The 14409-nt window shown below is 44.0% G+C and carries 15 protein-coding genes; 9 read left to right on the forward strand and 6 right to left on the reverse strand.

The features are described from left to right. Positions 1–143: 143 nt before the first annotated feature. On the reverse strand, positions 144–314 hold the full coding sequence (locus tag JGK39_RS21545; RefSeq protein WP_293257098.1) for a hypothetical protein: 171 nt from the start codon (positions 312–314) through the stop codon (positions 144–146). A gap of 1 nt (position 315) precedes the next feature. On the opposite strand from JGK39_RS21545, the gene JGK39_RS21550 reads away from it, so the two are divergent. Together JGK39_RS21550 and JGK39_RS21555 are read left to right on the forward strand one after the other, a co-directional pair. Then, the gene (locus tag JGK39_RS21550; RefSeq protein ID WP_293151059.1) at positions 316–870 is read left to right on the forward strand and encodes an Npun_F5560 family protein; all 555 of its coding nucleotides are present in this window, start codon (positions 316–318) and stop codon (positions 868–870) included. Beyond that, complete coding sequence (locus JGK39_RS21555; protein WP_293257101.1) at positions 863–1516, forward strand: hypothetical protein; 654 nt, start codon at positions 863–865, stop codon at positions 1514–1516. The genes JGK39_RS21550 and JGK39_RS21555 overlap by 8 nt, the downstream gene beginning before the upstream one ends. Positions 1517–2008: 492 nt before the next feature. Here the strand turns inward: JGK39_RS21555 and JGK39_RS21560 are convergent, their stop codons facing one another. Both JGK39_RS21560 and JGK39_RS21565 read right to left on the reverse strand, forming a co-directional pair. After that, a complete protein-coding gene (locus JGK39_RS21560) occupies positions 2009–2353 on the reverse strand; it encodes an STAS domain-containing protein (protein WP_293257104.1) in 345 nt (114 codons plus the stop codon). A 75-nt stretch (positions 2354–2428) separates the two neighbouring features. Beyond that, a complete protein-coding gene (locus JGK39_RS21565; protein WP_293257107.1) occupies positions 2429–2623 on the reverse strand; it encodes a hypothetical protein in 195 nt (64 codons plus the stop codon). A gap of 85 nt (positions 2624–2708) precedes the next feature. Here JGK39_RS21565 and JGK39_RS21570 point away from each other — a divergent pair, with 85 nt between their 5' ends. The 4 genes from JGK39_RS21570 to JGK39_RS21585 all read left to right on the forward strand — a co-directional run bounded on the left by JGK39_RS21570 (position 2709) and on the right by JGK39_RS21585 (position 5683). Beyond that, positions 2709–3332 carry a DedA family protein gene (locus JGK39_RS21570; RefSeq protein ID WP_293257110.1) on the forward strand — a complete coding sequence of 208 codons (624 nt, stop codon included), beginning with the start codon at positions 2709–2711 and terminating at the stop codon, positions 3330–3332. A gap of 412 nt (positions 3333–3744) precedes the next feature. After that, positions 3745–4479, forward strand: a complete 735-nt coding sequence (locus tag JGK39_RS21575; protein WP_293257113.1) for a hypothetical protein — start codon at positions 3745–3747, stop codon at positions 4477–4479. 63 nt (positions 4480–4542) lie between these two features. Next, the gene (locus JGK39_RS21580) at positions 4543–5160 is read left to right on the forward strand and encodes a Uma2 family endonuclease (RefSeq protein ID WP_293257116.1); all 618 of its coding nucleotides are present in this window, start codon (positions 4543–4545) and stop codon (positions 5158–5160) included. 145 nt (positions 5161–5305) lie between these two features. Further along, complete coding sequence (locus tag JGK39_RS21585) at positions 5306–5683, forward strand: hypothetical protein (RefSeq protein ID WP_293257119.1); 378 nt, start codon at positions 5306–5308, stop codon at positions 5681–5683. Positions 5684–5736: 53 nt separating this feature from the next. Here JGK39_RS21585 and JGK39_RS21590 read toward each other — a convergent pair whose 3' ends face one another. Both JGK39_RS21590 and JGK39_RS21595 read right to left on the reverse strand, forming a co-directional pair. Further along, on the reverse strand, positions 5737–6153 hold the full coding sequence (locus JGK39_RS21590) for a hypothetical protein (protein WP_293257122.1): 417 nt from the start codon (positions 6151–6153) through the stop codon (positions 5737–5739). Between the two features lie 44 nt (positions 6154–6197). Continuing rightward, the gene (locus tag JGK39_RS21595) at positions 6198–6842 is read right to left on the reverse strand and encodes a hypothetical protein (protein WP_293257125.1); all 645 of its coding nucleotides are present in this window, start codon (positions 6840–6842) and stop codon (positions 6198–6200) included. 363 nt (positions 6843–7205) lie between these two features. Between JGK39_RS21595 and JGK39_RS21600 the strand changes: the two genes are divergently transcribed. After that, entirely contained in the window at positions 7206–7379 is a 174-nt protein-coding gene (locus JGK39_RS21600; protein ID WP_293257128.1) for a hypothetical protein, read from the forward strand. Positions 7380–7636: 257 nt separating this feature from the next. On the opposite strand, the gene JGK39_RS21605 is transcribed toward JGK39_RS21600, so the two are convergent. Then, entirely contained in the window at positions 7637–8839 is a 1203-nt protein-coding gene (locus tag JGK39_RS21605) for an argininosuccinate synthase (protein ID WP_293257131.1), read from the reverse strand. 378 nt (positions 8840–9217) lie between these two features. On the opposite strand from JGK39_RS21605, the gene JGK39_RS21610 reads away from it, so the two are divergent. Beyond that, a complete protein-coding gene (locus JGK39_RS21610) occupies positions 9218–10156 on the forward strand; it encodes a glycosyltransferase (protein ID WP_293257134.1) in 939 nt (312 codons plus the stop codon). A 1004-nt stretch (positions 10157–11160) separates the two neighbouring features. Then, positions 11161–14319: a PAS domain-containing protein gene (locus tag JGK39_RS21615; RefSeq protein ID WP_293257136.1), complete on the forward strand. Its 3159-nt coding sequence runs from the start codon at positions 11161–11163 to the stop codon at positions 14317–14319. Positions 14320–14409: the final 90 nt, after the last annotated feature.

The raw sequence follows: 14409 nt of genomic DNA on the forward strand, positions 1-14409 counted from the left end.
TCGCACTCTTGCCAGAAAAAGCTAAGAAACCGGGTTTCTTGACAAGAAACCGACGATTTTATGTAATTTCAGTTTAAAACAAGAATCCAACTATCAGCCCGCGATCCAAACCCTTATCAAATCAGTAATCCGCAATCTAAAATCTAAAATCGACTGACGTTGGTGCCGATCGGGGTTAAACTGGGCTTGACCCTTGATTTGTGGTCGATCGATCGCTCGGCTGCGGGTTCAAAACTTTTTAAGTACCTCTTGCCTCTGAGGTAAGGTAAAGATATTTTAAAGAAATATATAATATCGTAAAAGCTGAGGATCATTGTGAATCAAACTAAACTTGTAAGCTCAAAAGAACTGCAATCAGAGGTATCTCGTCTCACCGAAGAGCTGCAAATGCGCGACCAATTGGTGCAGCAGTTATCTCAAGAACTGTTCAGACTGGTAAAGGGAAATTCGAGTTTTGTGCCGGCGCCGGAAGTTTCCGATCGCCACCAAGCTCAAATGCAGGCGATGCGAGAACAATTGCAAGCCGTGGAAGAGCAAGTTGGTTTTTATCAGGAACAAATCGCCGAGCGCGATGCTGAGGTTTACCAACTGCGGCAGTCGGTGCAAGAATTGACCGATCGCTCTAGAATGCTCGAACAGGTGGTTCAGGAATTGCCGGGAGTTTACCGCCAGAAGTTTGCCGAGCGGATCGAGCCGATTAAGGAAAAGTTGCAGCAACTGCAAAAGGAAAACAACCAGTTGCACACTGAGTTACAGAGCGTGACTTACCGTCTGGCGGTACGCAACCGCAAGGCTAAGGGCCTGGATCTGCCCAGCGTCGATCCAGAGGACGATCGCGGGATTCAAATGCCGAGCTTTGGCAATGCCTAAAGTTGTGATTGTAACAGGCTACGAACAAGGCCCGGCCGATCGCCTCAAGGCTGCGATCGCTCAATCCTATCCTTTAACAGAAGTCGAGATATGTGCGGTTTCTGAACTCAATTCTGGCGCGATCGCTCTTTCGGGGGCGATCGTTTGCCCTTTGACGCTGGATGTGCCGTCAAATCTGGTTTTTCCAGGTCAAAATCTGTTTCGATTTTGCGCTAATGTTCTAGCGGCGCGCGATCGAGTGGCTCAGGAACTACAAGTGCCCGTCGGCGATGGCAATTTTTGGCTGCCGGTGGTGTTGACGGCAAAGGGGCCGCTGTATGCTGAGGCGATCGCTGGGGAATCTGACAAGTTGTCGGGGGAGTTGACTTACTCTCAACCGCTGCATTTGTCGGATGTTTGGCGCCAGCAGTTGTACGAGTTGGCTTGCCGTTTGCTCGTGGATCTTTTAAATGCGCCGCCGGCGACTTATTTGATGCAGTTCGGGTTCGTTGGGGACAGGATTTTTTTCGATCGACTTTTGCCTTTTCCGGCTGCACCTGCGATCGCTTCTGTCGGGGTTCAAGTACCGGATTTATTTGTTTGTCACTGGCATTGCTTGACAAATCAGCCAATTTACGATTTAGAAATTACTTCTCTATGTTTGTAGTGAGGACTTTAGTCCTCTCTTGATGAATTAAGAAGGACTAAAGTCCTTACTAGGAACCTAATTGTGGGTAATTAAGGGGAAATAATGTAATTTTTATTAAGCAACTAAACCGGGAGTTTCTTATGTTTGTAGTGAGGACTTTAGTCCTCTCTTGATGAATTAAGAAGGACTAAAGTCCTTACTACGAACCTAATTGTGGGTAATTAAGGGAACATAATGTAATTTTTATTAAGCAACTAAAGCGGGAGTTTCTTATGTTTGTAGTGAGGACTTTAGTCCTCTCTTTATAAATTAATTAGGACTAAAGTCCTTACTACGAACCTAATTGTGGGCAATTAACCGGAGATGATATAATTTTTATCCAGCGACTAAAGCGGGAGTTTCTTATGTTTGTAGTGAGGACTTTAGTCCTCTCTTGATGAATTAAGAAGGACTAAAGTCCTTACTACGAACCTAATTGTGGGTAATTAACGGGAAATGATATAATTTTTATTAAGCGACTAAAGCGGGATTTTGTGTTGAGATAATTTGCTCGAAACTGTCAAAAATTTCAAATAGTTGGTCGAGTTGAGTAATTTCAAAAATGAGCCTGACTGTAACTGAGAGGTTGCAAATAACCAGGCGGCATCCCCGGTGGCGGGCGGCGTTAAGTCCGCCGACTAAGGCGCACAAGCCGGAACTGTCGATAAAATCTACGTGGGCCATGTCTATTACCCAGAGTTGAGGGCGATCGGGCAAAATCTCGGCTAGCTGTTGCTGGATGAGGTTGCCTGCTTGGGAGTCGAGGCAGTTGTGAGGTTGCAGGATGATGTGTTCGTTGAAGTTGGAAAATTCCATAGCAGTTATCCTACGATTGTAAAGTATGAATAAGTGAATTCACTTGCTGAAACGTCTCAACAGCATCAGCGGATTTTAGCTAAGGTTTGTAGGATGCGCGATCGGGACTGCTGTGAAAGCACAGGCGATCGCCCTCTTGTGATAAATTGAGTAGAAAAACTGGCTGGCGATCGCGCGTCCGGCAACCGCAACAATTCTCCATTTATCTATAATGCGTTGAAGGCTATTTTTTTGTTTGGCTGGCGATCGCAAGTGTAGTGTGTTTTTCATCACAGCGAAAGATTGCACTATTGGCGGAATCGAGCCAATATATAAAAGTATCGAGCTTTGCAAAAGTTTACGAAGGCAGTATCGAATGTCTTTTGAGTTTTTATCCTTAGAGACTATTCAGCAATTTGCGCGAGATTACGGCTACTGGGCGGTATTTTTGGGAATTTTGCTAGAAAATCTGGGAGTCCCTCTTCCAGGCGAGACGATTACGATTGCTGGCGGGTTTTTGGCCGGCAGCGGGGAACTGAATTACTGGTATGTGCTCGGAAGCGCGATCGCCGGTGCGACGGTGGGGGGAAATTTCGGTTATGCGATCGGCAGATACGGCGGCTGGCCCCTACTGCTGAAGCTGGGAAAATTTTTCCGTTTTCGGGAAGAACAACTGTTTGACCTAAAAGAAAAGTTTAGCGAAAATGCAGCTAAAGCCGTATTTTTGGGTCGTTTCATCGCACTGCTGCGAATTTTTGCCAGCCCCCTAGCAGGTATCGCAGAAATGCCTTTCTGGAAATTTTCGCTGTTCAATATTTTGGGTGCAGCAAGCTGGGCATCTGTCATGGTAAGTTTGTCATATTTCCTAGGACAAGTTGTGTCTTTAGAGAAATTGGTAGCTTGGGCGGCTCAATTTGCGGTAGTTGCTTTGCTGTTAACAGTGGCTTGGATTGCAATTCCTATTTGGTTGGAGTCGCGGAATTTGGACAAGACTAAGTAGGGACACAACAATGTTCATTGGTGTCAGCTTAACTGCAAAGACCGCCAGGGGTTAAAACCCCTGGCTAATAGCGAAAGTCCTCTAAAGAGGACTGATAAGTTCTTGAGTTATAGACAAGAGTCCTCTTGGATAAAAATGATAAGTTCTTCAGTCCTATGCAAGAGGACTTTCGCTTTGAGGCAGGGGTTTTAACCCCTGCCGGAATGTGGGTTTAATCCGGTTGTTTGCACCACTGAACAATGTTATTTCTCTACCTCCGCTACAATGCAAAGTCAAAACACAAAATTGTTGTATCCCTACTGAATATATGTATTGCACTCAACACCAGAACCGCTATATAATTCAGAAAGATCTGATGACATATTAATGATTTGCCACAAATTGCGATCGTTTAATTGGGAAGGAATTAATTATGGGATACACTACAATTTTTGACGGAATATTTCATTTAAACAAGCGGTTATTGGACAGCGAAACTCTTTACTTATTGGAGTTTTCTCGGACGAGGCGGATGAAGCGAAATCCTGAAATTTTGCTAGATGTTCCCGATGCGGCGAGAAGGGCGGTGGGTTTGCCTTTGGGCGAAGAAGGCTGCTATTTTGTCAATGAAAAGTGGGATGAAGAGTCGGAATTGTCGATCGTAGATTACAACCGCCCGCCGAAGACTCAGCCGGGATTGTGGTGTCAGTGGATTCCGACTGCTGACGGCGGGGGGATTCAGTGGAGCGGCATGGAAAAGTTTTATGATTATGTGGAATGGTTGCAGTATCTGATTGACAATTTTATCGAACCTTGGGGTTATGTATTGAGAGGTGAGGTGAATTGGCAAGGCGAAAGACAAGAAGATGTGGGTATGATTTGGGTTGAGAATAATGTAATTATTTCGCCCGAGGGTGCCGAGGAATTGTTGAGGTATGCGGTGTCGCCGGTATCCGTGCCAAAGGTGGTTTGGGATTATTTGCAAGCGGTGGAAGCGACGGGGAAGCCTCTGACGCATTGGTATGAATTAGTCGATCGCGCGGTGGAGTTGGGACACGGGGAGGCGGCGCTGTGGTTCAAGCCTAATATGGATAAGTATTTAGATGGTTGGGAAAGGGGTTTTGAGTTTGAGGGGAAGGTAATTAAAATGAAAGATAGTGAGCTTTGAGCGGTTGTTTTGATTGCGGATAATCCGGTTATAATTGTTAGTACGATCCCATGAGGATGTACTATGACGGCATCAACAGAAATTCGCGAAGAAGTAATTGAGAGTAAGCCACAGCGTTATTACTCTCCAGCCGAGTATTTTGCTTTAGAAGAAGCAGCAGAGGACAAAAGTGAATATTATCGCGGTCAAATATTACCAATGCCTGCGAATTCCGCCAACCACAATATGATAGTAGGTGATATTATTACGCCTTTGAATTTTGCTTTTAAAGGACAGAAACATTATCATTTATTTGCTTTGGGCTTGCGTTTGTGGATACCGCAAAAGCAATTTTGTACTTATCCGGATGTGATGGTGGTTGCGGGGAAGCTAGAGTTTGCTGAGGGGAGGAAAGATGCGATTACTAATGTGGTGATGGTGGCTGAGGTTTTATCGAAATCGACAGCTAATTACGATCGAGGTGAAAAATTTAAACTTTTTCGCACCATTCCTACATTGAGGGAATATGTTTTGATCGATCAGTACGAGATGCACGTCGAACAGTTTTGCAAGACGGATGACAATAAGTGGGTTTTGTCTGAGTATGATGGTGCTGATGCGGTTATGGTGTTGAGTTCGGTGCAGTTTGAGATGTCTTTGGGCGAAATGTACGATCGCGTGGATTTTGAGTCGCAGGAGTGAGGAGTAAATGTGGTATTGAAACCACCGATTTGGGGGCGATCGAAAATCCCGTCTACACAAACAAAGTCCGCGCAACGCGAGACTGGTAGAATGTATGAAATCTTAAAAATCGGCTATTACCTACAATATCGGTCAAAAATGGGCTGTGACGCTTTGCTGCGAAGCAGAGGAAAAACTGGAATTGAGAGTTGCAAAAATCCTTGAGTATTTAGACAAAAATTATCTCTTAAGCCAATGGGCAATATCTGATATTGAAGCTACGGGCAGTTATGGCAATTGCTTGAGTGCGCGGTGCAATAATCAGGAAATATTTCAGGTATCTACTTCGGATTTGTTGGAGGTGATGAGGGAAGAAGGTCAAGTTATTGAGTTAGATGCTAGTTTGATCAAAGATGATGAGGAATTGTTTAAAATCTTGATTCGAGATGGGGTTTCAATCGATTTACTGGGCAGCGGGGAGATGATACCGCTGACGGTTTTGGGCAAATATGTTTATGTTGACAAAGAACTTTTTTTGTGGTAGAAATAGTAAGTGTTCGCAACTCTGAGGCGTGTTCTAAGAGTTGCGAACACTTACTAAAATCCAAACACTTTAGTAATCAATGGCAGTAGGTTATTACAGAATTCTAGTAGTTTTGTGGCTTGTGGTACAGCCGAGATAATTCGTCCTAGCATCCTATCTGCCTTTTTGGCTTTATTTTTCATTTCTGCATCATTAGGATTTTGAGCAGCTTCAGCTAACTCTTTTACTTGTTCTAAAGCATCCTGTTTGTCGTCTTCACTTAAGTTTTGCTCTGCTTCAATTGCTTTTTGAAGTTGTGTGAGTAACTCTTTGATTCCAGGTTGATCAGGTTCAGAGGATGAGGGGAATTCGTTTATAGCGAATGAAACATCTCCTCCAACGTGACTTGATGAAGTGCCTTCAACACTACCTCCTGTAACAGAACCTCCAACACTTCCTCCGATTTGAATTTTATTTTGTTTATCTTCCATTATTCCCTCCTAATTTGATTTGTCTTTGAATAACAGTGCTATTTTTAGTCATTTCGCGAAACATTTCCTCCAACATTGCTTGATGAACTGCCTCCAATATCACCTGCTGTAACAGCTCCTCCCACACTTCCTTTTATTTGAATAGATCGATCGGTTGAATAGACTGTATAGTGACCTTCTTCGTGGCTTTCCATGAAATTATATAAGACTGAAACTACCTTTTTTAACCCTGGAACATCCCTGGTGATAAATATTGGCAATGGAGAACCAGAATTTAGGTATAATTTAAGACCATATTTGGGCGGCCATAATTTATTAAAAGCCCATGAGAGAATTGCAAATCCGATCGTCAACATTGCTCCGGTTTTCTCGTCACTACTCAGAGAAGAATTCATGGTTCTCCAAAGTCCAAAGATAAACGAAAACCAAATCCATGATAATGGCACTTTAAATGTCGGAACAGGGCATACGCCAAAGCCTGTGACATTACGAAACTGATAGACATCAGAATCAAATTGAACTGTATTTTTGGTGATTTCTATTGTAGCCTTCCCGATCTGTCTGTCAATATTTTGTGATGTGTTATTTCCACCCAGCATTATTTTTTGCAACGTTTGCAACAATTTAAACATTAACCTCTTCCCTCCATAAATGAAATCCTTGGGACTGCTACTTAATGCTATTGCCATTGACAATAGTCCGGACAGTTTTCAATTACCAACCGTACAATGAGAGTTTCAGCGGTTCTCCTGAGTTTATGGTAAAGACGGTATCGTGCAAAACATTTGGCGAGCCTGTGATGCCGTTTCCGCAAGCATATGCGGTTTCAATACTTCGGACAGTTTTTTAACGGCCCTGTAAGCCTTACGACGAAGCCCTGGCATTTTTTACGCATTTTCTGAAACGAGTGCGCTGAACTCAAACGAAAGAAAAAATAGCTCGATCGCACTTGTGCACTCTTCATCCCCAACTCCCAACTCCGACTCGCAACACCGGAAGGTAGACAGAATTTAGAAGCTGACTTTCTGATCTTCCACCAAGGTAAATTAGGAATGCTGAAAATTGACAGCGAATCATCCCATCAAAATGCAACTGAAGAGGAAATGGGCGATCGACTTTCGATAGATTCTGGGATCTGTCTTGTCAAACATTACGAAGCTACCCGATGCAGCGAACAACCGGATCTAGTTGTACAGGAGTTTTTGGAAATATTGAGTCAGGCATAGCTATGATACCAAATCCTGCCATAATATTGCTTCTATTGTTTAGTCCCCATCTGCGCTGCACAGTCCGCCGGGGGTTTAAACCCCCGTCTCATAGCTAAAGTCGTCTAAAGACGACTGAAAAACTTCGATCGAATTCAGATCGGGTTAATTAAAAAACTCATGAATTCTTCAGTCCTCTTTCAGAGGACTTGAGCTATTAGCCAGGGGTTTAAACCCCTGGCGGAATTACGCACCCTGCGAATAATTTCTCCTAATTTCTACCCTCTATTTTTCTCCGACCAAACGCGAGTTGGCAGTCCCCAAACGTAGACAAATCCTTCGGCTGCTTTGTGGTCGAATTCGTCCTCAGCGCCGTAGGTTGCTAAGTCGAAACTGTACAGCGAATTCTCGGATTTGCGGCCGACAATTGTCGCATTTCCTTTGAAAAGTTTGAGGCGCACGGTTCCAGTAACTCGCTTTTGCGTGTCCTGAATAAATGCGTCTAAAGCTGTTTTTAAAGGGTTGTACCAAAGACCGTTGTAAATCATTTGGCTGTAGGTTTCTTCAATGCCGCGCTTGTAGCGCGTTACATCTGCTGTCAGGGTCAAACTTTCTAAATCTCGGTGCGCGTGCATCAAAACCAAAATCGCTGGAGTTTCGTAAATTTCCCGCGATTTAATCCCGACTAGGCGGTTTTCAATCATGTCGATGCGCCCGACTCCGTGATTTCCAACTATTTCGTTGAGTTGGGTAATTAAGGCGACTGGCGATAAATCTTTGCCGTTCAAACTGACAGGATTTCCGTACTCGAAACCGATTTCAATGTATTCGGGTTTGTCGGGCGTTTGTTCGATCGCCTTTGTCATCAAAAACACCTCTTCCGGCGGTTCCGCCCACGGATCTTCGAGGATTCCGGCTTCGATCGCCATTCCTAACAAATTGCGATCGATACTGTAAGGCGAAGACTTCTTCACCGGCGACGGAATACCGCATCTCTCACCGTAAGCAATTGTTTCCTCGCGGCTCATTTTCCATTCCCGCGCTGGTGCTAAAATCTTAATCTTGGGGTTCAGGGCGCCGATCGACACATCAAACCGTACTTGGTCATTTCCCTTACCCGTACAACCGTGGGCGATCGCATCCGCACCGTATTTTTCCGCAGCTTCTACCAACAATTTAGCAATCAGCGGGCGAGCGAGCGCAGTAGAAAGCGGATACCGATTTTCGTAAAGCGCGTTAGCTTGAATTGCTGGAAACGCATAATCTTTGACAAATTCCTCGGTAGCATCGATTACCAGCGATTCCGAAGCGCCGGATGCTAAAGCTTTTTTGCGGATCGGTTCTAATTCGTCTCCCTGTCCTAAATCCGCCGCCAGAGTAATTACCTCTTCCACACCCCACTCATTCTTGAGGTAAGGAATGCAGACAGAGGTATCGACTCCGCCGGAATATGCTAGCACAACTTTTTTAGCGCGACTCATTCGTATTTACATCCTGAATTTTACTTAATACGGTTGGGTTAAGCCCGATCCCCCCTAGCCCCCCTTCAAAAGGGGGGGACAAGAGTGTTATCAAAGTCAACCCCTACTCCCCTTCAAAAAGGGGGGGACAAGATTCTTCTCAAAGTCGCCCTTCTTAAGGGGGATGCGAGGGGGATCTCCGGGCCATAAACAGTCTTCACCCAACCGTATTGGAATTTAACCGATTTTTCATTATGCACCTAATTGACATCAATGCTTGTCAGAAATAGTACAGATTTAGATATTCTTTTTTTTGCTGAAGTTTGCTATTTCCCGACCCGGTTGCTGCGAAAAATCTGCTACCGTGGGATACGGTAACTGTGGCGATGGGGGAAAGCCGTGTTTTTTAGTGTTGTGATTCCGACGTACAATCGTAAACCAATTTTGGCAAAATGTCTACAGGCTTTGGAAAATCAGCAGTTTGGTAACATTGTCACAGATTATGAGGTGATTGTAGTCGATGACGGTTCGACGGACGGGACGATCGAGTGGTTGGCCGCAGATGCTGAGTTTTTGCCGCACGTGCGATCGATCTGTCAATCTCACCAAGGCCCCGCCGCCGCCCGGAATTTGGGCGTTGAAGATGCTAAGGGCGAGACGATTATTTTTATTGACAGCGATTTGGTGGTAACAAAGGATTTTTTGCGATCGCACGCAGATGCTTTGCTACAGGCTTACAAGGATACTGATGCGGTTTTTACTTACGGCAGCGTGATTAATACTTGCAATTTCGACAATCCGACTGCGGAACCTTACAAAATCACTGACTTTTCGGCCGCTTATTTTGCTACGGGAAATGTCGCCATCGCCCGTCACTGGCTGCTGGAAGCTGGACTGTTTGACAATCGCTTTCAACTTTACGGATGGGAAGATTTAGAATTGGGTGTCAGATTGAAAAAATTAGGTTTAAAATTGATTAAATGTCCGCAGGCTGTCGGCTATCACTGGCATCCACCTTTTAATTTAGAGCAAATTCCTGGCATGATTGACCGAGAAATTCAGCGCGGGAGAATGGGAGTTTTGTTTTATCAAAAACACCCGAGTTGGGAAGTGCGGCTGATGATTCAAATGACTGTTTTGCACCAAATACTGTGGGGAGTTTTATCTTTGGGCGGGATGCTAAATGAGCGCACAATGAAACCTTTTTTGCAGTGGTTGATCGACCGAGGCAAGTCACAGTTAGCATTAGAAATTGCTCGGATTTTTCTAAATTGGTATAATGTGAAAGCCGTGTATGCTGCTTGCAGTGAATTGCAAGCTCCTACAAAAATGCCATAGATCGTGCCATTTTAGATTTTATATTTTAGATTGATGTTGACTGATGAGTAAGCTGTACGGCATTTAAATTGTAGATTTCAATGCCCTATTCCCTACTCGTCAAATCCTCTCCTCCTTTAAGATCGCAGACAATCTAGATGCTGTACAGGCGATCGCGTCAACGCCTCAACAAAACTTAAGATACGGTAGCAGGTTGTCAGGCTAGATTTGCTTGCCGTGCAGAGCCAGTAGATATACTTAAAAACAAACATTGAGCAACTGGCCCAATAGTAGCGAAACCGCGTTCTAATCACTGTTTGAATTTTATATTTAATGAAATTTGCCGGATTTATGCCTGATTTGAGGAATATCGGCTGTTTTCTCGATCGCCTGCAATAATTTGCTGAAACAAAAAATTAAAAATGCAGACATTTTTGATAGACTGAATACAAATTAAGGGGTGCGCTATGTTGGCAGGCGATCGGACAGTGCCACTGGCATAGCACAAAAGGGAAGCTGTGTGTCTGATTTATACTGCCATAGCTAATAAAAGCATCGCATACAGCCACTCATTGACTCCTGTCCAAAAACGGATACCGTCTCACATTCTTCTGTCACGAGCATTCCAAAATTTTAGATAAAAGTTCAATCTCCCAGATTCATCTACCCTTGTAAATCTAAAATCGTTGGACGATTGCGCTGACGGAAAGTCTCACGCCGAAATCTCAAATCTCAAAGCTCAAAGCTCAAATCTATCGAATGACCGCCAGCGATTGACAAACAGGATGCGGAGCTGATTGAAACTTCAACTGCTCAAATTCGCGCCATAAATCAACATCTACCCAATTTTATTGCCATCGCAATCTAATAGTTTTATTTACAAACAATTGTGAAATTTAATAATTGTTAAAATTTGATTCATACACACTATAGTACGCACAAAAGTTATATCATAAGCATAGAAAAAACAAATCCCGTTTATAAAAAAAGCTGCGTATATCTTCGTAAGACTATGAGGAGTTATTGTGAATAAAGTTGACAAAAAACACGCTAAAATAACCAAAATATCTGAAACATCTGGATTAAAACAAAACATTTTAATTGTTGACGATAACCCAGAAAGCTTGCGTCTTTTATCCAAGTTGTTGTCCGATCGGGGATATCAAGTGCGGCCAACACTGGATGGAAAATTAGCCCTGAAGTTTGCGCGCTCGACTCCACCGGATTTAATTTTGCTGGACATTATGATGCCAGGTATGGATGGCTATCAAGTCTGCGAACAGCTAAAAGCTGCTCCTGAAACCAAAGATATTCCTGTGATTTTTATCAGCTCTTTGAATGAAACTTTTGATAAAGTAAAAGCTTTTTCGCTGGGAGCGATAGACTACATTACTAAACCATTTCAAATAGAAGAATTGGTCGCTCGCGTCGAAAGTCAACTGCATCTGAGCAGGCTTTCTCGGCAAGTAGTAGCACAAAATGCGCGGCTGGAAGCAGAAATAGAAGAACGCAAGCGGGTCGAAGCACAACTGCGAGAAAGTCAGCAATGGCTGTCGGCAGTAATTAAAATGAATCCTAATGTTTTGTACGTTTACGATGTGATCGAAGAGCGAATTCTGTATCTCAATCGCGAACTATATATCGATCTTGGCTACTCGCTGGCAGAAATACAGCAAATGCCATCAGCATTTCTTCCTAACTTAATACACCCTGACGATTTGCCAGCATTCTCAGAACACATGAGGAGGATTCAGGCATCAAAAGATGGTGAAAGCTTTGAGTTTGAATACCGAATCCAACACAAAAATGGTGAATTTCGCTGGTTTTTTAGCCGGGATACGGTGTTTTCAAGGACTGCGGAGGGCAAACCTTGGAAAATTCTGGGAACTGCTACTGAAATTAGCGATCGCAAACAAGCAGAATTCGAGCTTAAAACAGCTTTGTCTGCTTTGGAGCGGCAAATCAAGCAAAGATTTCTGCTAGAAACAATTACTCTCGAAATTCGCTACAGCTTAAAGCAAGACCAAGTTTATCAAACAGCGGCTGCTCAAATAGGTCGAGTTTTTAATGCCGATTCTTGCTTGATTCACACCTACAAAGAACACCCACTGCCCCGCATCTATTGTATGACTCAGTACAGGAAATCTGAATCAGCAACGCTGTGCGATGTAGTAGAAATTCCTGTCCTGGGAAATCCTCACGCTCAGTTGGTGTTGTCTCAAGATAAACCTGTAGTTTCTGACGATGTTTTTGCTGAACCGCTGCTGGAAAATGTTACTGATTTGTGCCGTCAAATAGGTTTGAAGTCGATGATAGCCATCCGCACTTCCTACCAGGGAAAACCCAACGGAATGATGTGCTTGCACCAGTACGATGAGCCCCGCCACTGGACGCAAGATGAGATTAGATTATTGAAAGCTGTCGCCGCACAAATGGGAATTGCGATCGCCCAAGCCAATCTTCTCGAACAAGATAAACAGCAGCGACTTAAATTGCAACAAAGCGAAGCTAGTCTAGCAGCAGCCCAGAAAATTGCCCGTATCGGCAGTTGGGAATTCGATCTCCTCACAAATAAACTTACTTGGTCAGCAGAAGTATTCCGCATTTTTGGTCTGGATCCAACTGCACCTGAACCGACCTATGTCGAAGTTGTAGAGATGCATCATCCCGACGACAGAGACTTGTTCCAACAAACAGTCAGCCTCGCTATTTCACAAGGAACTTCCTACAAAAAAGAATGGCGAATTTTGCATCCGGGCGGTCAAATCCGATACGTGGAAGCAAGGGGGACATCTGTTTTTAAGGAAACCGGAGAAATAATCAAACTGTTGGGAACAGTAATGGACATCACCGATCGCAAACAAGCCGAAGCAGCTTTGCTTCTTAGTGAAGAACGTTTTTATCTGGCATTTGAAGGCAGTGCGACGGGATTGTGGGATTGGAATATTGCGACGGGAGAAGTCTATTTTAATTCGCGGTGGAAAACGATGCTGGGATATGAAGTAGAGGAGATAGAAAATAGTTTCGCATCGTGGGAGCAACTGGTACATATAGAGGATTTGGCATCAGTTACAGCAGCACTAAATGCTCACCTGGAAGGCAAAAATTCGACCTACGAAGTGGAATTCCGGATGCTGACAAAATCCCGTGAGTGGAAGTGGATTTTGACTCAAGGGAAGGTGATGGAACGCGACGGATCGGCAAATCCTTTGCGGATGACTGGCACGCACATTGATATTAGCGATCGCAAACAAGCCGAAGCAGCTTTGCGAAGTAGCGAACAGCGAGAACGAGAAAAAGCCCAACAGTTAGAACAAACTCTGGAATACTTAAAAAATGCTCAATCCCAACTCATTCAATCCGCAAAAATGTCAAGTATCGGGCAAATGGTAGCGGGAGTTGCCCACGAAATTAATAACCCCGTCAGCTTCATCTACGGAAATATTATTCCAGCCGCACAGTACGCTCGCGATTTGCTACAATTGATCCAGCTCTACCAGCAACACTATCCCGAACCGGTTCGGGAAATTGCCGAAGAATTGGCAGAAATCGAAGTGGATTTTATTGCTGAAGATTTCCCGAGAATCATGGCTTCAATGCAAGAAGGTGCTAACCGAATTAAGCAGATAGTGCTGTCTTTGCGAAATTTTTCGAGACTCGACGAAAAAGAGCGCAAAGTCATCGACATTCATGAAGGGATAGAGAGCACTTTGGTGATTTTGCAGCATCGATTGCAGTCACAGCCAGAAAGTCGGGAAATTCAAGTTGTCAAAAATTACGGCAAACTGCCAAATGTCGAGTGCTATCCGGCGCAATTAAATCAAGTCTTTATGAATTTGCTGTCAAATGCGATCGATGCTGTGGAAGAGTCATCAGCAACCTGTAATGACAAAGTTAATCAGATTTGCATTGTTACGGAAGTTTGCAGCGAAAATCAAGTGTGCGTGCGGATTGCTGACAGCGGGCCCGGTATCTGTCCTGAGGTTCAGTCAAGGATGTTTGACCCATTTTTTAGTACAAAGCCGATCGGCAGCGGCACTGGTTTGGGATTGTCGATTAGTTACCAAATTGTGAAAGACCGCCACGGCGGTAAGTTGTGGTGTCATTCAGAAGTTGATCGGGGAACAGAATTTGCGATCGAACTACCGATCTCGCAAAAAGTCAAAAGTAAAATCGGTTTGTAGTGAGGACTTTAGTCCTTCTTTCTGAGGACTGAAGTCCTCACTACGAACTTTTTATGAAGAATAATTGACAGGTTTGTAGTGAGGACTTTA

The sequence above is a fragment of the Microcoleus sp. PH2017_12_PCY_D_A genome (assembly GCF_020738565.1).
Lineage (GTDB): Bacteria > Cyanobacteriota > Cyanobacteriia > Cyanobacteriales > Microcoleaceae > Microcoleus.